This is a genomic window from Roseateles sp. P5_E4 (assembly GCF_054049255.1).
The window spans coordinates 54,089-73,629 of sequence record NZ_JBFUMS010000007.1; the positions used below are offsets into that span (position 1 = coordinate 54,089).

The following is a 19,541-nucleotide window of genomic DNA, read 5'->3' on the forward strand; positions in this document are numbered from 1 at the left end:
GGCGCCAGACCCTGCCTCACGGCTCGATGCCGAACACCGCGTTCGGCGCCTCGCCAAACACCTCCGGCGCGTACATCGCCTCCACGCGGGTGGGAGACAAAGTGAACTGGCCGGGGTTGTTGAGGCGGATCGTGTATTCAAGGCTGAAGTCGCCGCGCGGCACGTGGCGATAGAAGGACTTGAACGACGTGAAGTCGCGGGCCTGGTACAGCGGCCAGGCGTTGCCCGTGCGTTGCTCGCCGGCCTGGGCAGCGGCGGAATCACGGCCCAGGCCGTTGCCCAGGATGCTGGCGCCGGCCGGCACCGGGTCATCCACCACGACCCAGCTCATGTCGACCTGGGCATGGATGCTCAGGCGCACGCGCGCGATGTCGCCCACATGCCATTGGCCCGGCACCTTCTGCTGCACGGCGGTGATGCTGCGGCTCAGGCTGTAACCGGCTGAGCGCGGCGCCGTCAGCGGCACGGCGGCGCGCACCTCCACCGAAGCCCAGGGCGCGCCGGCGCCATAGTGCTGGATGTGCAGCGCGTCGGTGGCCTTGCCCAGGGGAGCGTCGAAGGATTTGCTGCCCGGCTCTTTCCAGCTCAGCGTCTTGCGTTGCTGGCCGAGCGCGATGCGCGTCTCGCCGGCCACGGGCACCGGCTCCAGCAGGCGCGCGAAGGCATCGACGGCCAGCGTGCCCCAGGCGTTGGCGTTGGTGGTGGCCCAGGCGCCGTTCGTTTGCTGGCGGCTCAGCAGCCCCGTCAGCAGGCGTGGCAGGTCGGCTTTCCAATCGGGCAGGTCGGCCACGGCAAGCAGCAGGCGCGCGGCGTCCACGTCGCCGTGGCTCATCAGCCACCACCAGTAGTCGCGGGCCTCGGTGGAGAAGACCATCCGGCGCCCCTGGTAGGTCAACCGAGCGCGCAGTGCGTTCGCGGCCGCAGTCTGCAGGGCCGGCTGCGCATCGGCTTTCCTCAGCACCGTCAGCCAGTCGATCAGCATGCGGGTGGTCCACTCGTCGGGGTCGACGCGGATGGCGTCGAGCTGCCCGGGTGCGAGCCGTTGGTAGCGCGCGAGCGTCGCCAGCGCGCCGATCCTGCGCGCCAGGCCGTCCTCGCTGGGCGCCCAGAACGCGCGCTTGATGCGCCCGGCGGCAAAGCCTTCCAGCCCGGCCAGCATACGCTTGCGCTCGGCCTCGGGAATGGGCCAGCCCGACGCGTCGGCCAGGTCCAGCAGATGACCGGTCAGCGTGTCGCTGCCCAGCCGCGCGAGGGCGGATTCGGGCGGGAAGTAGTTGGCCAGGCCGTCTTCGTCCAGGTAGCGCGGCAGCTCCGCCATGGCCGCATCCCAGGCCTTGCGGTCGTGCATGCCGACCGCGCGTGAAACGCTCTGCTCCAGGCAGCGGTAGGGGTAGCTGGCGAGCCAAGCCTGCACGCCGCCCAGTTGGCCGGCCAGGGAGGGCAGCAACTGCACGGCCACGCGGGCGGTACCGGCTACCGCCCCGGCGCCGTCGAAGCCGAACGCCGGCACGTCAAAGCTGCCGTTGACCTGGGCCAGCGTGGCCGCCTGCACGGTCACGGGCACGGCGGGTTCGACCTGCTGCGTGGTCTCCAGCACGTCCTGCCGGCCCGCAGCGCCGCGTTCCTTCGCAGCGAAGCGCCAGGTCAAGGCCTGGGCACCCTGCGGCACGCGCACCTGCCAGCTGATCTGACGCGCCTCGCCCGCCGCCAGGCGCAGCGCCTGGGCCGGCAGCGCGGCCTGGCCGGCGAGGCCGGCGCTGGCGTCCAGCGTGATGGGGCCGGCGGACGTGTTGCGCACCGTCACCAGCGCCGCAAACCGGTCGCCATCGCGGACGCGCGGCGGCAGGCCGGCGGTGAGCTGCAGGTCCTTCATCACGTCCAGGTGGGCCGCGCCGGTGCCGAAGTCCTCGCTGCCGGCGCTGGCCACCGCCACCAGCCGGAAGCGGCTCAGCCCGTCCTTGATGGGAAAGTTCACGACGGCGTCGCCGTTGTCGTCAACGGGCACGTCGGCCTGCCAGTACAGCAGGGAATCGAGCAGGGTGCGGGCCGGCGGCGACGCGTCAGTGCCGGCGCGGCGCGAGCCGGTGACCACCACTTCCCCCACCACACGCTGCAATACCTCGGGATACACGCCGTCGTTCTGCTTGATCTTCTGGGCACTCTGCAACGCACTCCGCTCCCCAACGACAGTCACAATCCCGGCGGCCTTGTCAGCCGAGATCCTGAGGATGTCCATGAGCACGCCCTCCGCCGAGCGCAGCATGGCCCGCTCGTCCACCGCGGGGTTCATGACCAAGCCACTGGTCGTATAGACGTTGTGCAGGCGGGGGGCCTGCATCCGGGCCAGTAGTTGCCAGCTCGGGTTGTCCTTCAGGCTCAGCAACGCTTCGTCCACCGCCACGAAGCTGAGCTTGCGCGCTACGGGCAGCCGCTTGCCATCTGCCGTCGCGACGTGGATGCGGACCCGGGCGGTGTCGCCGGGCTGGTAGCGCGGGCGGTCGGGCATGAGGCTGACCCGCAGCGCATGGGCCTCGGCGGACACCATCAGTTCGGCGATGCCCGTGGCCACGGCCGCCGGCAGCGCCCCCGCCTCGGCATCCAGCGCCAGCAGCGAGACCGACACATTGCCCGCCCACTCGCGGCGAATGCGCAGCGGGATGCGGGCCTGCGCCGCGTCCAGCGTGAGCACGCGGGACTCCAGGACGCCCCGGCGCTCCATCGTCAGCCACACGCGCGACCGCTTGAAGGGGCTGGAGACCGCGATGCTGGCCATCTCACCCTCGCGATACAGCGCCTTGTCGGTGTCCACGAACAGCGGGCCAGCCAGCAGGTGCTGCTGCTGCACAAAGGCGGGCTCGCCACGGGCGGCGGCCACCTTGCCGTCCACGTCTGCTGAGGTCGCCTCGAACTGGTACCGCCCGGCCTTGCGGGGCACGAAGCCGCACACCAGCTCGCCCTTGTCATCGGTCAGGCCCTGGCAGACCTCGCCCAGCTCCTCGACGGGGCCGGAGCCGTAGCCGTCCTTGCGCTTGGCGCTCACGCTGACGTGCTGCCGGCTGCGCCGCGCTCCGCTGTCGTCGAGCACCAGGCTTTGCACTTCCAGCGGCCGCAGGATCGCGACCGAGCCTCTCGTGCGGACGCCGACCGTCAGCAGGCTGGGCAGCACGTCAAAGCCCTGCGACACGGTCTGGGCCTCGCCGTTGGGGTCCTGGTAGCTCAGTTCGGCACGCAGCACATAGGGCCGTGCGCGCCGGGGCAGCGCGGGCAGCGTGGCCTGCGCATGGCCCTGGGCATCGAGCTGCAACGACTGCGTGTCCAGCAGCAGCTGGGCCGGCTCAGGCTCCGCTGCGGCCGGTTCGTCGAGGAAGGCCGGCATGTCCGTGTAGCCATCGAGCAGATCGGGCCTGCGGTATCCCTGCGCCTGGGCATAGACCCTCAGCGTGACGGGCCAGTGCTGCGCCGCGCCGCCGTCGGCGTGATGCAGGCCCAGCTGGAGCGTCGGTGCCGCGCCGAAGGTCAGCCGTGGCGCCTGGATGGCGCCCAGCATGCCGGGCAGGCGAAAGGCTTCGACGGCGAATTGCGCCGTGTCGTGGTCGGTAACGTTCGACGACGAACCCTCGCCGAGCTTCAGAACCACCCCGTAGCTACCCAAGGGCGCGTCACTGGGCAGCTCTAAGCGGGAGAGCCCTTCGCCGTGCGCGATCTCCTCTAGCGGGACGGTCCATTTCTTGCCCGATCCGTGATGAACAATCGTCGCCTCGCGGGGAAGCTCGCCTGCGGCCAGCCCGGCCTCGGTCTCCCGACGCACCACATGCCGCATCGACACCGTCTCGCCCGGCTTGAACAGGCTGCGGTCCAGCACGGTATGCGCCCGGATGAATGAGCTGCCCCAGGTTCGGTGGACGCCGTAGCTGGCGGCGTCGAGCAGGCCCGTCCAGCGGCTGCTGGCGACCGAGACATCCCGCTCGCCGTCGGGCCAGGTGTGCCGGGCGATGACCGTCACGCCGGCACCGAGGAGGTCGTTGCAACGGGCGAGCGCGCTGCGGTCGATGGACGCCAGGCCGTCCGCATCGCTGCGGCCCTGCCAGACGAGCGTGCCGCGGCAGTCATAGGCCCGGAGGTCCACCGCAGCGACCGGGGCACCACCGTCCAGCTGCGTCACCCACACGGCGCTGTTGGTCTCGGCAACCTTCAAGTGCACGGCCAACCGCGTCAGCAACACGGCCACGCTGTCGTACGCGGGGACGGCATCGCCCTGGACGGCGAACGCCTGCAGTTCCAGCAGATGCAGGCCCGCGCCCTTGAGCGCCACCCGCCCACGGCGGGCCTCGGGAGAGACCGCAGCCTCCACGGCCTGCAACGGGATGGCGGCGGCGTCACCCAGCAGGGGCGCATCGACCCGCCCACGCGGGCGCCAGGCGTCGGGCATCGAGAAGTAGTGGTGCGGGCCCTCACCGGCGCCGAGCAGCCCCATCCACCGCAGGATGAGCTGGTCTGCCGCCTCGTCGCCGTCGCCCGCGCCGATGACCTTGGCGCGCACGGCAGGCCGGGTGGCCGCCCCCTGGAGGAAGACCGGCACCGTGTTGTCGGCCCGAAGCGGCCGGATCGACACCGTCGGCACCGGAAGGTACGCCAGTCCCAGCGCGGGCAGCGTCTTGATGCTGGCGGGCCGGCGGTCACGCGCCAGCTTGCGGCCCGCGTCGTCCACGAAGTCCTGCGCCGGCCAGCGGATCCGGTACTCGGCCCGGGGCTGGAAACCGCCTTCGAAAGTGACCGTGCTGCTGGCACCGGAAGTCAGCGTGGTCGGCTGGACCGTCACCGTGCCGGGGCGCGGGCCCTGCCCCACGTCCAGGCGGATCTCGCGAAGCAGAGCTTCAGGCATCGCCGCGTTGAACTCCAGGGCGATGGGGAAACTGGCGGCACAGTCGCCGTCGGGCTGCAGGCGGCTGCACGCCACGGTCACGGCCGGCAGCGCGCGAGCTGTGAATGTCAGCTCATGGGGCTTCAAGGTCGGGCGCACCAGCCGCAGCGTGACGGGCCTCCCGGGCGCCAGCGCAAAGGGGCAGCGCACCGCCTCCAGGCGGTCGGGCGCCTCCCACATCCAGCTGGCCTGCTTCTTCAGCCCGTCGCGAACCTCGGTCGGCAGGTGGATGGCCGGCGCCTCGGGCCGGCCCGGCGCCTCGCAGCGAACGTCGGTCGGGGTGCCGCCCAGGGGATGGGTGTAGCGCAGCAGAAAGACCTGGTCCTCCGCGACCCAGGCCGCGCCGTGGTGGGGAACAACGTTCGCGACGTAGCGCTTCATCTCATCGGTCAACGCCGGCAGCTGGAAGCGGAACGCCAGCGGCTCGCCCACGGCATGCCCGGCCAGGGACTTCAGCGCGGGCTTGACGCGGAACTCGCAGGCCCGGCCATCGCGCGCCTGGTCCTTCAGATCCATCACCCAGGTGCGGTCATCCACCCAGTGCGCCTCGCCGGCCAGCCCGCAATCCACGTCGAACGGCCCCGGCGCGGCCACCTTGCCCATGGGCACCATCGGCTCGCTGAACGTGGCCCTGACCTGCTCCGCGCCCGGCACTCGCCCCTGCGGGCTGAAGGTGAGCACCCGCGCGGCGGGCTCCGCCGCGCTGGCGAGCAGCGGGGTCATGGCCAGCACGCAGGCGGCGAGCATCCGTGCGGAAAAAGGCTGTGCTACCCGGGCGTGAGGCATGCCGTGTCTCCCTGTAGTTAGTTATTGGCGGCAATTGTGAGGGCCCAACCGATGCGCCACGGCGTGCTGCTGGCATGCGTTGGGGGTTCACTGCGTTCACCCCAACCTACCGGGCTATCCAGGTAGAGTCCGCCCCACCGCTGCGATGCTGGAACCGATTCCACCCCGGCCGCAATGCGCCTTTCGCCATGAAATCAATGCATGCCTCCCTCGTGGCCACGGCCGTAGCGCTGGCCCTCTGCGCCGCCGCGCAGCCCCTGCTCGCCGCCGATGCCCAGCCCTGGACGGACAAGGCCAAGAGCGCCGCGCAGCGCACCGAGTTGCTGCTCAAGGCGATGACGCTGGATGAGAAGCTGCTGCTGGTGTTCGGCTACGCCTCGGGCGACCAGCTGGCGCAGGTGGACAGCAGCGTGATCCCCGGCGTCAACACCAAGGAGGTCATCGCCACGGTGATTCCGGGTTCGGCCGGCTACATCCCCGGCATCGAGCGCTTGGGGCTACCGGCCCAGCACCAGGCCGACGCGTCCATCGGCGTGCGCAATCCCAACCTGGAGCGCACCTCACTGCCCTCGTCGCTGGCCACGGCCGCCAGCTGGGACCCGCGTGTGGCCGAGGCCGGCGGCAAGATGATCGGGCGGGAGGCCCGGCTGTCGGGCTTCAACGTCATGCTGGCGGGCGGCGTCAACCTCGCGCGAGAACCGCAGAACGGCCGCAACTTCGAGTACACCGGCGAGGACCCGCTGCTCGCCGCCGACATGGCCGCCGGGCTGATCCGCGGCGTGCAGGCCAACCACATCATTTCGACGATCAAGCATTACCTGATCAACGCGCAGGAGACCGGCCGCAACATCGTCAGCGCGCAGATTGGCGAGTCCGCGCTGCGCATGAGCGACGCGCTGGCCTTCGAGCTCGCCATCGAGAAGTCCAGCCCCGGCTCCGTGATGTGCTCCTACAACCGCATCAACGATGTCTACGCCTGCCAGAACGCCTTCTGGCAGAACAAGGTGCTCAAGGGCGACTGGGGCTACCCGGGCTACGTGATGTCGGACTGGGGTGCCGTGCATTCGACCGTGCTCGCTGCCACCGCCGGGCTTGACCAGCAGTCCGGCTTCCCCTTCGACAAGGCGCCTTACTTTGCCAAGCCGCTGAAGGAGGCCGTCGAGGACGGCTCGGTGCCGCGGTCGCGCATCGACGACATGGCCCGGCGCATCCTCTGGGCGATGTTCGACAAGGGCGTGATGGACCACCCGCTCAAGCCAGGCCCCATCGACTTTGCCGCCCACGCGCAGGTCTCGCAGGCCGCTGCGGAGCAGTCGCTGGTACTGCTGAAAAACGAGGCCGGCCTGCTGCCTCTGGTGGCGCCCAAGCGCGTGGCCCTCATCGGGTCATATGCCGACAAGGCGGTGCTCGCCGGTGGTGGCTCGGCGTCCGTCACGCCCATCGGCGGCACCGCCGTCACCGGCCTCGGCCCGGGCGGCTGGCTGACCCAGGTGTGGCAGCCCTCATCGCCGATGAAGGCGCTGCAGCGTCTGCGGCCGCAGACGGCATTCACCTTCGACGCGGGCACCAACGTCGAGTCCGCCGGCAAGGTCGCAGCCGCGGCGGACATGGCCATCGTCTTCGTCCACCAATGGACCGCCGAGTCGCTGGACGCGTCGCTGACGCTGGAAGGCAACCAGGACGCCATCGTCAGCGCGGTCGCCAAGGCGAACCCGAACACCGTGGTCGTCGTCGAGAGCGGCGGCGCCATCCTGATGCCCTGGGAGAAGGATGTGAAGGGCATCCTCGCGGCCTTCTACCCGGGCGCGGCCGGCGGCGAGGCCATCGCCCGCATCCTCACCGGCGAGGTGAACCCCTCCGGCCGCCTGCCCATCACCTTCCCTGCGAGCACGGATCAGCTGGTGCGCCGGCAGATCGGCGGCAAGTCGGACGGCCCGCTGTTCACGGTCCGCTACACCGAGGGCGCCGCCGTGGGCTACAAGTGGTTTGACCTGCACGGCCACAAGCCGCTGTACGCCTTCGGCCATGGCCTGTCTTACACGAGCTTCGAGCTGGGCGGCCTCAAGGCAGAACAAGCCCAGAAGGCCGGCGGGCAGGTGACCGTCAAGTTCACCATCAAGAACGCCGGCAAGCGCGACGGTGCCTCGGTCGGCCAGGTCTACGTCCGTGCGCCGCAGAGCGCCCAATGGGAAGCGCCCCGCCGCCTCGTCGGCTTCGACAAGCTGGCGCTGAAGCCGGGTCAGACCGGCACGGGTGCGGTCACGGTCGACCCGCGGCTGCTGGCCACCTTCGACGAGTCGACCGGCAACTGGGTGATCGCGCCTGGAACCTACGAAGTGCAGCTCGGCGCGGGCTCGGACGACATCCGTGCCACCGCCCAGCTGGTGCTGGCGGGCCGCAGGTTCACGTCGGCGCAGCTTCGTCACAAGGCGCGATAGCGCATGGACTCCCGCTTGAAAGCTCCGCAGACCGCCGCCCAGTGTGCGGCCCAGGAAGCAGCACTCGTGCTCGAGCGCCTGACCGCGGCTGACGCCATGGGAATCGGGCAATCCATCCTCGCGCTGGCGCAGCAGTGGTTTGCGGCCCGGCCCGTGGCCATTCACCTGGAGACCGACGAGCATCCTCTGTTCGTCTATTTCATGGATGGCACGGGCGCAGGCAACGCGGACTGGATCACCAAGAAGAAGAACGTCGTTCGCCGGTTCGGCCACAGTTCATGGCGGGTTCGGCTGGAGTTCCTCGAACGCCAGGCCAATTTCCATGCGGAATCCGGCCTCGACCCCACCCTCTTCCAGGCCGAAGGCGGCGCCTTGCCCCTGGCGGTGCACGGCAAGGGCCGAGTGGGGACCTTGATCGTTTCGGGCCTCGACGGGTGGGAAGACCATGCGCTTGCGGCAGGTGGACTGGCGCTTTGGAACAGCCGGTAGGGAGCAACAGCCTCGCAAGTTGCTGTTAGCGTTGGGATTCACTGCATTCGCCCTTTCCGACCGGGCTCGAAGCCGGATTGCGCCGAATCGCGACATGACAATCCCGTCCATGGACATGCAGCGACCACCGGCTGAAATTCATTGGCGACAGGCCATTGAGGCAGGTGAGCTTGGCGTGTGGGACCTCCGCCTTGACCTTGAGACCGTTCACCATTCACCCCAGTGGAAACAGCAGCTCGGTTATCCCGAACCGTACAGCGCCGATAGCACCCACTTCTGGCGCTGCAGGGTCCATCCTGCCGACCTTGAAGGCATGCTTGCAGCCATGAGCGCGCACGCCCGGGGCAGCCAGCCCAGCTATGAGGCCAGATTCCGCCTGCGCAGCAATGGCTCGGGGTATCGCGTCGTCCACTCGCGCGGCCGGGTCATCGAGCGCAACGCCGAGGGCCGGGCGGTGCGCATGGTCGGGACCATGATTGACCTGACCGAACGCCCATTCACGCCCCAGGGCGGGTTGGCAGACGGCCACCGCGGCTTGATGGAGGGTTTGCCGCTGGTGCTGCCGTTTCACCTGCTGCTGAGCGTCGACCGGTCAGGTATCGACAGCGCCGATGCAGAGCGCGCTGCGCTCGCGCTTGAGCGGGATCGGGTGCTCGGCATGGTTGAAGACCTGCTGCAGGCATCCATGGCGCAACTTGAGAGCCTGCGCACTGTGTAGAGACGCGCCTGGCAAGGCCGCTCAGCGCAAGCGAGCATCCAGCCAGCTGAGCACGCGCAAGTCCTGGAAGTAGCTGCAGTGATGCGTCGTCGCGCTGTCGACGACGAGATCGTTGGGCTGGTCGAAGATCAGGTCGGCGCCGCAATCAGGCACCCATCGGCGTGCGTCACCCTCATCGCGACGACGAACGCACTCTTCGCGTTGGAAGGCGGACCGCGAAACCCCTCAGTTCTGAATCGACAACTGATCGCCCAGATAACCGATCACTCGCTCATCGCGGAAGTAGTTGGTGTGATGTGTGGTCGGGCCCACGCCGAGGGCTTCGAAAGTGATGTTGCCGCCCTCGCCCAGGCGAAACATCGAGTCCACGTCCACCACCAGGTCGTTGGGGCCGGGGAACACCATGTCGGCCGCACCGTACTTGACCTGGTCGCCGATGTGGCTGAAGCGCCGCCAGAACTTCCAGATCGGCTGAGCGCTCTCGTCGGGCTGGAAAGACGCGCCGATGCCGGACATCTGGGGGCTGCTGAGCCAGGGCGCGGCAAACAATTGCCGCACATCGTTGTTGTTCTTGACCAGCTGCTGCGTCGCGAGGCCCGGCACCAAGCCCACCGCCGCGTCGACGATGGGCGTGGTGCTGCCCAGGTGCAGCACCTTGCCGAAGATCTTGGCCAGCAGCGAAACGCCCTCGGCAAAGGGCACGATGCCCGTCGCATGCTTGCTGAGCGTCGACACGGCATCGGCGTAGCTGGCGATCATGTCGAGGGCCGCACGCAGCTTGTCCGGCGCGGCCAGGCTGGTGCCCACCAGCGGCGACGCCACGAAGATCACCCGCTCCACCGGCACGGCGCGCAGCCGCATCAGCCAGCCCACGACCAGGCCGCCCCGGCTGTGGCAGACCACGTCGATGGGCGCGCTGACGTCCTGCAGGGCACTGTGCAGATCGAGGGCGTTGGACCAGGCCGCCACGGACAGGGTGGCGTGGCCAAACGCCAGGATGGCGCTGTACTTCTGCTGCCAGCCGGCGAGCAGCTTCTTGCCGGCGTCGGTGGCCTGCAGCTCGTCGAACCACATCTGCGACTTGCTGAAGGTGCCATGCACCAGCAGCAGCACACGGCCCTTGTCGATCTTGGGCTGGACGTCGTTCACCAGATGGCCGTCCTGCCAGCGCTGCATGCCCTTGTCGGGCGTCAGCCAGTCATCCGCCGCGATCAGCTTGTCCGTGACCGCATTGGCCCCGAAGTCGTTGAAGCGAAAGCTCTGCACGACGTCGTCGGGCGCCACGCGAATCGACCGGTAGGAGCGCCGCCCCGTGCCGCCTGGCGTGGTCGGCGGCGAATAGACCCAGCGCAGCAGGCCGTCCTCGTCACGCACCAGCTCGACCTTGGCGCGGCCATCGGCATCGCGCGCCGCGGCGCGCCGGCGGCGCTGGCCGATGGGCAGGGTGCTGACGGCGGTCGCCTCCTCTTCGAGCACCAGCCGGGCGCTCACGTCGGCCCAAAGCTTGTTACTGCTCATGGCCTCTCCTCCACGATGGGCAAGGGCGTGATGCCGTTCATGCGCGCCGTCACGACGTCCAGCACCGAATGGAAGTCCTCCGCTTCGGACAGCGCATCGATGCCCGCCTCCACCGCCTCCACGAAACCGCAGTGCTCGGTCAGCCTCACCGTCTCGATCGGCACCAGGCGCCGCGCGCGGATCAACTGCCTGACCTCGCGGTAGGGTGCATTGCCGATCGCCTGCCAGGCATAGCGCTGCAGGCTGGCGGAGGAGTTGCGATCCGCGGCGCCGGCCATGGCGCCATGCGCGCCATCGCCGCTGACCGCCAGATAGTCGGCCTGGAAGCTGTTGTGCCGCCAATAGCCCGGCAGCGCATGACCGTTGAGCAGGAAGATGACCGGGTAGACGTCGATCAGCTCCAGGCAGGCGGCAAACAGCAGGGCCAGGTCGATGCAGGTGCCGGCCCGCGCGCCGAGGATGGTGCTGGGCGTGCGCAGGCGCTGCGAATCGAGTTTGCCGCTGTACGACGGCGGCGGGTTGATGTAGCCGAGCCGCCACTCATGCAGCAGGGCGGCCCAGATCGCCTGCACCTGCAGATCGACCTCGCGCAGCTGTTCTTCGTCGGTGCTCGGCGCGGCCTGATAGCCCTCGAAACCGGCGCTGGGGTTGTCGCGCAGGATGCGCACATAGCGCTGCGCCAGTTCCACCGCGCTGACGACGGCCGGATCGCGCGGCAGCACGAAGGAGGGCAGCCACTGGCCGTCCTTGTCGTTGTCGCGCCACTGGTCCACCGGCAGCAGGCGCAGGCGATGGCTGTCACGCGTCAGCACCTTGTCGTTGTGGCTGAGCTGGACCATCAAGGTGCTGTTGACCGCTTCCTGCAGCGAACGCATCAGCGCCGCGGTCAGCGGCACATGCACCTCGTTGCTCAGGTCAAAGCGCGTCTCGCCGGCCACGAAGCGCTTGCGCCAGCGCGCCTGTTCGGGCCCGAGCTGCAGCTCCACGTCGACGCTCAAGCCGTCCTCGGGCCCGGCGTTGCCCCGCTCCACGACGATCTCGCTGAACAGGCGCCCGTTGTTGTGCAGTACCGCGTAGTTGAGCTCCTTCTCGGGCTTGGCCAGCAGGCGCGGCGGCGTGTCGGCGTCGCGCAGTTCAGCCGCGGCGGGTTCGCCCAGCGTGAACGCAGCCTCGTTCAGCGGCGCGCCCATCCACAGCGTGACGCCGGTGGCGCGCGTGGCTCTGGGCTCCTTGCGCGCGCGCAACCAGGCGCTCTCGAAGGCCAGCGGCAGGTTCCACACGGCCTGGTCGAGCTGGCCGTAGACCAGCTCGAAGAAGAAGTCCGCCAGCTGGTCCTCGACCGCGTCCTGGAAGCCCACGGCCGACAGGGCCGCGCGCTCGGCCACGATGAGGGCCGCCGTGCGCGCCGCCGAGTTTTCGAGGCTGAGGGAGACGAAATAGGCGCAGTGCTCGCCCCCCGCCCCCAGCGCCTCGGCCAGCCGCTGCGCACCGACGATGGCCGCGCCGCCACTCTCGCCGGCCAGCAGCATGCCGTCGGGCACGCTGGCCTCCTTGGCCAGCACGTCGTCCAGCTGCATCGGGCCGAATTCGGCCTCCACCACTTCGCCGTCCGGCACCAGGTCGCGCAAGGCCTTCAGGCCGGCCAGATTGTCGAAGCCACTCAGATGGATGAGGTCGGGCTTGTGCGCCTTCACGACGTCGTGCAGCTGTTGCCAGCTCGGGTCTTTCAACTCCATCAGCTGGATGTCGCCCAGCGCGCGTTTGAGCCGCTTGGTTTCCGCGCTGAAATCCCATGTCTGCCGCAAGCCGCCAGGTGCGCTCTGCACATAGAGCAGGCTGCGCTGCCCGGGCTTTTTCCACCGGGCCGGGGCCTTGGGCACCACTTCACGCATCACGGTGACGCGGTGGTTGTCCACATTGCGATAACGCCGCGTGGCCTTGGCCAGCAGATATTCCCAGGGAAAGATGCGGCCCTGCCAGCCCTCGCGTTCCGACGCGTAAGGCATGCGCACGACGACGCGCGGCGCGCGGGCAAGCGCCTCCAGGTCGGCGTCCTTCAGGCCAAAGCCCTTCAGCGTGCGGTTGGCCTGCTCCTCACGGCTGTTGCTGGCGTCACTCGAACTGAGCCAGCGTTCGCGTGCCCGCAGCACATAGGTCCAGCGCATGGCTTCGGTGTCGAGCCGGCACACGGGCACGCCCTCCTCGGGCTGGCCGCCCAAGGCGATCGTGCGGCCCGGAATGACCAAAGAGATCCGGGCCAGAACAGGATCAGTGCCTGCAGTCTTCGACATCACGCCTCCCAACATAGAGCCCCCAGACCTGTCACTACGCGACAGGCCCCCCAAGGGGGTCAAGCAAACTCGGGAGCGGCCCGTCGTTTGCTTGAGAGAGGCGTCATCCTATGTCGCCAGGCTGCGCCTCAGCGCCCTGATTTCTGGTTCAGACCAGCCCGAGGCTCTCTTCCAGACCCAGGTGGACGTTCATGCTCTGCACGGCCGCGCCGCTGGCGCCCTTGCCGAGGTTGTCCAGGCGGCTCATCAGCAGCACCTGGGTGTCGGAGGCGAATACGAAGAGGTCGACGCGATTGGTGTCGTTGCAGGCCTGCACGTCGAAGAAGCCGGCATCCAGCGCGGCCGCGTCGCGCAGCGGCTTCACGTTGATGAAACGCTCGCCCTGGTAGTGTGCGGCCAGCGCGGCATGGACCTGCTCAGGCGTCGTGCCGGCCTTGAGCTGGCTCAGGTGCAGCGGCACGCTGACGGCCAGGCCCTTGTAGAAGCTGCTGACGATGGGCTGGAAGACCGGCGGCGTCGCCAGCCCCGTGTGGGCAGCCATCTCCGGCAAATGCTTGTGCTTGAGACCCAGGCCATAGGGCCGCGGCGCCTGCAGATGGGCCGGCAAGGGCTGCTGCTCGTACTCGGCAATCATGCTCTTGCCGCCGCCCGAGTAGCCGGTGATGGACGTGGCGCTGATGGCGGCGTCCTTGGACAACAGGCCGGCATCCACCAGCGGGCGCACCAACAGGATGAAGGCGCTGGAATGGCAGCCCGGGTTGGAGATGCGCTTGCTGGCCTGGATGGCGCCACGCTGGCCCCTGGCCAGCTCCGGCAGGCCGAAGGCCCAGCCGGGCGCCGTGCGGTGGGCCGTGCTGGCGTCGATGAGGCAGGTACGGTCGTTGTTGACCATGAAGGCGGCCTCGCGCGAAGCTGCGTCGGGCAGGCACAGGAAGGCCACGTCGGCGGCGTTCAGCAAACGCGAACGCTCGGCCGGGTCCTTGCGCTTGTCGGCGGCTATCTTCAGCACCTCGATGTCGCTGCGGGCCGCGAGGTACTCGTGAATCCGCAAACCCGTGGTGCCTTCCTGGCCATCCACAAACACCTTGAACGTCATTGCCGCTGCTCCAACCGCTGAAAATCGAACTGTGCAGGATAAGGGCAAACCATGAAATCTGAGCGTGTACTGCTTCTCCCGGGCTGGCAAAACTCGGGCCCGGACCACTGGCAAAGCCGCTGGGAGCGGCTGCATGGCGACGAGCGCGTCGAGCAGCACGACTGGGACTGGCCCCGCCGCGGCGACTGGATGGCGCGGCTGGACGAGGTGCTGCTGCAGGACGACGCGCCGGCCCTGCTGGTCGCCCATTCCCTGGGCTGCCAGCTCGTCACCGCCTGGGCCGAGCATTCCCAGCACGTCGGCCGCGTGAAAGGCGCGCTGCTCGTCGCCCCGCCGGACACCGAGCGCGCGGACATGCCGCCCCAGCTCCACAACTGGCGACCCATCCGCCGCCCGCGCCTGCCCTTCCCCAGCATCACCGTCATCAGCAGCGACGACCCCTTTGGCGCCGCCGAGCGCAGCACGCAGATGGCGGCCGACTGGGGCAGCAGTGTCGTCATCGCCGGGCCGCGGGGTCATCTGAACGCCGAATCGGGCCTGGGCGACTGGCCCGAGGGACGGGAACTGCTGGAAAGCCTCGCGAAGCGCTGAAGGACAATCTGGCGCATGGTCACGAAGAAACCCAAAGGCCTCGGCCTCGGCCTGGAGGCCCTGCTCGGCCCCAAGGTCAGCGAAGCGCCCGCCACCGACTTGCCCTCCACGCTGAAGCTCGAACAGCTGCAGGCCGGTAAATACCAGCCGCGCACGCGCATGGACGAGGGCTCGCTGTACGAGCTGGCCGAATCGATCAAGGCGCAAGGGATCATGCAACCGATCCTCGTGCGCCCGATCTCACCGAACGGGAGCGCGACCTACGAGATCATTGCCGGCGAGCGGCGCTTCCGTGCGGCAAAACTTGCCGGCCTGCGCGAGGTGCCGGTGCTCGTCAAGGCGGTGCCCGACGAATCGGCCGCCGCGATGGCGCTGATCGAGAACATCCAGCGCGAAGACCTCAACCCGCTCGAGGAAGCGCAGGGCCTGAAACGACTCACCGACGAGTTCGGCCTGACACATGAGCAGGCGGCCCAGGCGGTCGGCCGTTCGCGCAGTGCGGCCAGCAATCTGCTGCGGCTGTTGAACCTTTCCGCCCCGGTGCAGAACATGCTGATGGCCGGCGACCTCGACATGGGCCACGCCCGCGCGCTGCTGCCGCTGGATGGCGCCACGCAGATCACGACGGCCAGCGAGATCGCGGCCAAGAAGCTCAGTGTGCGTGAGGCCGAAAAGCTGGTCGCCAGGCACCAGGGCGCCGGCCGCCAGGCGCCGCTGCTGCGCGTGAAGAGCGACAAGAGCCGCGACGTGCTGCGGCTGGAAGAAGAGCTGGCCGACGCTTTGGGCGCGACCGTCGAGGTGCGCGTGAAGAAGGCAACGAAGCGTGGTGCTCAGAGCGGCGAACTGGCCATCCATTTCGACTCGCTCGACGCCCTGTCCGGCATCCTCGACAAGCTGCGCGGCGCCTGAGCAACGCAGGCTGCGATGCAATGCGGCGGCGTCTGACAAGACGCTGCCGGCAGGCGCTCAACACTAGGTGCGCAGTAACGATGCCCGCGTGGTCCAACAAGGATGGTGATGCATCCGTGACGCGCGCCACTCTCGCTACAGTTCTTCACCGACAGCTTTGTCTGCGGCCCGCCACAAGCCCCCCGGGTTCGTGTGGTTTGCCCGAAAAGTGCCAGGTCTTGCCCAAACTGCGGGCGTATGCTGGCCCGGCACCCTGTCAACGGAAAACTGCGTTGGTTTGTTGGTGGTCGTGTTGATGGGCAGATAGCGGCTTATTCTTGAGATTGACGAGCGGTCGGCGGCGCCAAGCTGCTGATCAAGCGAGTGGAGAGTTCTGATGACGCCTTGCAGTTGAGGCGCGATCAGAACCCCCCAGTCCCTCGGGCACGGATCGTGCCTGCGGCCCTGTGGAGTTCAAACCGCAGGAGGTCGGCATGGACGTCATCAGCCATTTCGCAGCGCGCTTCGAGCGCAGCAAGGTCGAGGAGCTCTCGCTGGAGGACTACCTCGCAGAGTGCAAGAAAAACCCACTGGCCTACGCCACGGCTGCCGAGCGCATGCTGCAGGCCATCGGCGAGCCGCAGATGCTCGACACGCGCAACGACCAGCGGCTGTCGCGCCTGTTCGCCAACAAGACCATCAAGATCTACCCGGCCTTCGCCGAGTTCTACGGCCTGGAAGAGGCCATAGAACAAGTCGTCTCCTATTTCCGCCATGCCGCGCAAGGGCTGGAAGAGAAGAAGCAGATCCTCTACCTGCTCGGGCCCGTCGGCGGCGGCAAGAGTTCCATCGCCGAGCGGCTCAAGCAGCTGATGGAGCACGTGCCCTTCTACGCGCTGGCCGGCTCGCCGGTGAATGAGTCGCCCCTCGGCCTCTTCGACCTCATCGAGGACGGCCCGCTGCTGGAGCGCGACTACGGCATCCCGCGCCGCTACCTGAACCGCGTCCTCAGCCCATGGGCCGTCAAGCGCCTGGACGAGTTCGGCGGCGACATCCGCAAGTTCAAGGTCGTCAAGCGCTTCCCCAGCGTGCTCAAGCAGCTCGGCGTGGCCAAGACCGAGCCGGGCGACGAGAACAACCAGGACATCAGCTCGCTGGTCGGCAAGGTCGACATCCGCAAGCTCGAAACCTATGCCCAGGATGACCCCGACGCCTACAGCTACAGCGGCGGCCTGTGCCTGGCCAACCAGGGCCTGCTCGAATTCGTCGAAATGTTCAAGGCGCCCATCAAGGTGCTGCACCCGCTGCTGACCGCCACGCAGGAAAGCAACTACAAGGGCACCGAGGGCTTCGGCGCCATCCCCTTCGACGGCATCGTGCTGGCGCACAGCAACGAGAGCGAGTGGAAGACCTTCCGCAACAACAAGAACAACGAGGCCTTCCTCGACCGCGTCTACATCGTCAAGGTGCCCTACTGCCTGCGCGTCAGCGAGGAGGTCAAGATCTACGAGAAGCTGATCCGCGGCTCGTCGCTGTCCGAGGCCAAGTGCGCACCGGGCACGCTGAAGATGATGAGCCAGTTCGCCGTGCTCACACGCCTGAAGGAGCCGGAGAACTCGTCGCTGTATTCCAAGATGCAGATCTACGACGGCGAGAACCTCAAGGACACCGACCCGCGCGCCAAGAGCTACCAGGAGTACCGCGATTACGCCGGCGTTGACGAAGGCATGAGCGGCATCAGCACGCGCTTCGCCTACAAGATCCTGTCCAAGGTCTTCAACTTCGACTCGGCCGAGGTGGCGGCCAACCCGGTGCACCTGATGTATGTGCTGGAGCAGCAGATCGAGCGCGAGCAGTTCCCCAAGGAGCTGGAAGAGAAATACGTCAGCTACATCAAGGAACAGCTGTCGCCGCGCTATGCCGAGTTCATCGGCAAGGAAATCCAGACCGCCTATCTGGAGAGCTACAGCGAGTACGGCCAGAACATCTTCGACCGCTACGTGACCTATGCCGACTACTGGATCCAGGACCAGGAGTACCGCGACACCGACACCGGAGAAGTGTTCGACCGCGCGTCGCTGAACGCCGAGCTCGAGAAGATCGAGAAGCCGGCCGGTATCTCCAATCCCAAGGACTTCCGCAACGAGATCGTCAACTTCGTGCTGCGTGCGCGCGCCAACAACGCGGGCAAGAACCCGCTGTGGACGAGCTACGAGAAGCTGCGCACCGTCATCGAGAAGAAGATGTTCTCCAACACCGAGGAGTTGCTGCCTGTCATCAGCTTCAACGCCAAGGCCAGCGCCGAGGACGCCAAGAAGCACGAGAACTTCGTGCAGCGCATGGTGGACAAGGGCTACACGGCCAAGCAGGTCAGGCTGTTGTGCGAGTGGTACTTGCGGGTCCGCAAGAGTTCTTGATCTCGTACGCCCAAGGAACACAGCCACAGAGACACAGAGGAATGCGTTTCCTGCCCCATGTGTTCTCTGTGTCTCTGTGCCTCTGTGGCGTTGTTTGGATTGATTGAATGTCGCTCCAGCAAATCATTGATCGCCGGCTGTCGGGCAAGAACAAGTCCATCGGCAACCGTGAGCGATTCCTGCGCCGCCACAAGGAGCAGATCCGCGAAGCGGTGAAGCGCGCCGTCGATGGCCGCGGCATCCGCGACATGGAGCGCGGCGAGGATGTGCACATCCCCAAGAAGGACCTGAGCGAGCCCGTCTTCGGCCATGGCGACGGCGGCGTGCGCGAAGTCGTGCGGCCGGGCAACCAGGAGTACGTAAAAGGCGACCGCATCGCCAAGCCCAAGGGCGGGCAGGGCGGTGGCGGCGGAGGCGGCGAGGCCAGCGACACTGGCGAGGGTGAGGACGACTTCGTCTTCCACCTCAGCAAGGAAGAGTTCATGCAGGTCTTCTTCGAGGACCTGGCCCTGCCCAATCTCGCCCGCACGACGCTGGCCGACACGCCCGAGTGGCGCAGCCAGCGCGCCGGCTTCGTGTCTGACGGCACGCCCACCAATCTGCACGTCGTACGCTCGATGCGCGGCGCCCTGGGCCGGCGCATCGCGCTGGGCATGGACAAGCGCCGCGAACTGCATGAGCTCGAAGCCCGCGAGCAGGAGCTGCTGAAGGAAGACCGCCCCGAAACGCCGCGACTGCTGCTCGAAACCCGTGAGCGCATCCAGCATCTGCGCGAGCGCCTCAAGGCCATCCCCTTCCTCGACCCCATCGACCTGCGCTTCCGTGCCCGCGTGCGCATCCCGGTGCCGACGACGCGCGCCGTCATGTTCTGCCTGATGGACGTGTCCGGCTCCATGGACGAAGGCCGCAAGGACCTGGCCAAGCGCTTCTTCATCCTGCTCTATCTCTTCCTGACACGGCACTACGAAAAGATCGACGTCGTCTTCATCCGCCACCACACGCAGGCGCAGGAAGTCGACGAGCAGAACTTCTTCCACGCGACAGAGACCGGCGGCACCGTGGTCTCCAGCGCCCTGGTGCTGATGGAGCAGATCATCAAGGAGCGCTACTCGCCGACCGAGTGGAACATCTACGGCGCCCAGGCCAGCGACGGCGACAACTGGCATCACGACAGCGGCCGCTGCCGCGAGCTGCTGGCCGACAAGATCCTGCCGCTGTGCCGCTATTTCGCCTATGTGCAGGTGGCCGAACCCGAACAGAACCTCTGGGAGGAATACCAGAAGCTCAGCGAGGACGCCCGCCACTTCGCCATGCGCAAGGCCGTCGAGGCCTCGCAGATCTACCCCGTCTTCCGTGAGCTGTTCAAGAAGGAAGGGGCCTCCACATGA

12 protein-coding genes are annotated in these 19,541 nt (G+C 67.9%); 7 read left to right on the top strand and 5 right to left on the bottom strand.

The features are described from left to right. Positions 1-16: 16 nt before the first annotated feature. Positions 17-5,668 (bottom strand): alpha-2-macroglobulin family protein, encoded by a 5,652-nt coding sequence (locus ACXJLH_RS14855; RefSeq protein WP_457444893.1) that lies wholly within the window; start codon positions 5,666-5,668, stop codon positions 17-19. Positions 5,669-5,895: 227 nt separating this feature from the next. On the opposite strand from ACXJLH_RS14855, the gene ACXJLH_RS14860 reads away from it, so the two are divergent. The 3 genes from ACXJLH_RS14860 (at position 5,896) to ACXJLH_RS14870 (ending at position 9,352) form a co-directional block, all read left to right on the top strand. Beyond that, a complete protein-coding gene (locus ACXJLH_RS14860; protein ID WP_457444895.1) occupies positions 5,896-8,145 on the top strand; it encodes a beta-glucosidase in 2,250 nt (749 codons plus the stop codon). Positions 8,146-8,148: 3 nt separating this feature from the next. Beyond that, entirely contained in the window at positions 8,149-8,634 is a 486-nt protein-coding gene (locus ACXJLH_RS14865) for a heme-binding protein (protein ID WP_457444897.1), read from the top strand. A 94-nt stretch (positions 8,635-8,728) separates the two neighbouring features. Beyond that, positions 8,729-9,352: a PAS domain-containing protein gene (locus ACXJLH_RS14870; protein ID WP_457444899.1), complete on the top strand. Its 624-nt coding sequence runs from the start codon at positions 8,729-8,731 to the stop codon at positions 9,350-9,352. A 21-nt stretch (positions 9,353-9,373) separates the two neighbouring features. Here ACXJLH_RS14870 and ACXJLH_RS14875 read toward each other — a convergent pair whose 3' ends face one another. The 4 genes from ACXJLH_RS14875 to argC all read right to left on the bottom strand — a co-directional run bounded on the left by ACXJLH_RS14875 (position 9,374) and on the right by argC (position 14,257). Then, positions 9,374-9,505 carry a hypothetical protein gene (locus tag ACXJLH_RS14875; RefSeq protein WP_457444901.1) on the bottom strand — a complete coding sequence of 44 codons (132 nt, stop codon included), beginning with the start codon at positions 9,503-9,505 and terminating at the stop codon, positions 9,374-9,376. Between the two features lie 72 nt (positions 9,506-9,577). After that, entirely contained in the window at positions 9,578-10,870 is a 1,293-nt protein-coding gene (locus ACXJLH_RS14880; protein WP_457353277.1) for an esterase/lipase family protein, read from the bottom strand. Then, a complete protein-coding gene (locus tag ACXJLH_RS14885; RefSeq protein ID WP_457444902.1) occupies positions 10,867-13,161 on the bottom strand; it encodes a hypothetical protein in 2,295 nt (764 codons plus the stop codon). Before ACXJLH_RS14885 ends, ACXJLH_RS14880 begins: the two co-directional genes overlap by 4 nt. 148 nt (positions 13,162-13,309) lie before the next feature. After that, positions 13,310-14,257: an N-acetyl-gamma-glutamyl-phosphate reductase gene (gene argC, locus ACXJLH_RS14890; protein ID WP_457321546.1), complete on the bottom strand. Its 948-nt coding sequence runs from the start codon at positions 14,255-14,257 to the stop codon at positions 13,310-13,312. Positions 14,258-14,308: 51 nt separating this feature from the next. Here argC and ACXJLH_RS14895 point away from each other — a divergent pair, with 51 nt between their 5' ends. The 4 genes from ACXJLH_RS14895 to ACXJLH_RS14910 all read left to right on the top strand — a co-directional run bounded on the left by ACXJLH_RS14895 (position 14,309) and on the right by ACXJLH_RS14910 (position 19,541). Then, positions 14,309-14,848, top strand: a complete 540-nt coding sequence (locus ACXJLH_RS14895; protein WP_056190953.1) for an RBBP9/YdeN family alpha/beta hydrolase — start codon at positions 14,309-14,311, stop codon at positions 14,846-14,848. A 15-nt stretch (positions 14,849-14,863) separates the two neighbouring features. Next, positions 14,864-15,757, top strand: a complete 894-nt coding sequence (locus tag ACXJLH_RS14900) for a ParB/RepB/Spo0J family partition protein (RefSeq protein WP_457321550.1) — start codon at positions 14,864-14,866, stop codon at positions 15,755-15,757. 473 nt (positions 15,758-16,230) lie between these two features. Then, complete coding sequence (locus tag ACXJLH_RS14905; protein ID WP_056192487.1) at positions 16,231-18,153, top strand: PrkA family serine protein kinase; 1,923 nt, start codon at positions 16,231-16,233, stop codon at positions 18,151-18,153. A 107-nt stretch (positions 18,154-18,260) separates the two neighbouring features. Beyond that, positions 18,261-19,541, top strand: a complete 1,281-nt coding sequence (locus ACXJLH_RS14910; RefSeq protein WP_056190957.1) for a YeaH/YhbH family protein — start codon at positions 18,261-18,263, stop codon at positions 19,539-19,541.

Coding starts and splice junctions, on each gene's coding strand:
- ACXJLH_RS14880 (WP_457353277.1), bottom strand. CDS start 10,870: ATGAGCAGTAACAAGCTTTGGGCCGACGTGAGCGCCCGGCTGGTGCTC.
- ACXJLH_RS14855 (WP_457444893.1), bottom strand. CDS start 5,668: ATGCTCGCCGCCTGCGTGCTGGCCATGACCCCGCTGCTCGCCAGCGCG.
- ACXJLH_RS14910 (WP_056190957.1), top strand. CDS start 18,261: ATGTCGCTCCAGCAAATCATTGATCGCCGGCTGTCGGGCAAGAACAAG.
- ACXJLH_RS14885 (WP_457444902.1), bottom strand. CDS start 13,161: ATGTCGAAGACTGCAGGCACTGATCCTGTTCTGGCCCGGATCTCTTTG.
- ACXJLH_RS14900 (WP_457321550.1), top strand. CDS start 14,864: ATGGTCACGAAGAAACCCAAAGGCCTCGGCCTCGGCCTGGAGGCCCTG.
- argC (WP_457321546.1), bottom strand. CDS start 14,257: ATGACGTTCAAGGTGTTTGTGGATGGCCAGGAAGGCACCACGGGTTTG.
- ACXJLH_RS14870 (WP_457444899.1), top strand. CDS start 8,729: ATGACAATCCCGTCCATGGACATGCAGCGACCACCGGCTGAAATTCAT.
- ACXJLH_RS14865 (WP_457444897.1), top strand. CDS start 8,149: ATGGACTCCCGCTTGAAAGCTCCGCAGACCGCCGCCCAGTGTGCGGCC.
- ACXJLH_RS14895 (WP_056190953.1), top strand. CDS start 14,309: ATGAAATCTGAGCGTGTACTGCTTCTCCCGGGCTGGCAAAACTCGGGC.
- ACXJLH_RS14860 (WP_457444895.1), top strand. CDS start 5,896: ATGAAATCAATGCATGCCTCCCTCGTGGCCACGGCCGTAGCGCTGGCC.
- ACXJLH_RS14905 (WP_056192487.1), top strand. CDS start 16,231: ATGGACGTCATCAGCCATTTCGCAGCGCGCTTCGAGCGCAGCAAGGTC.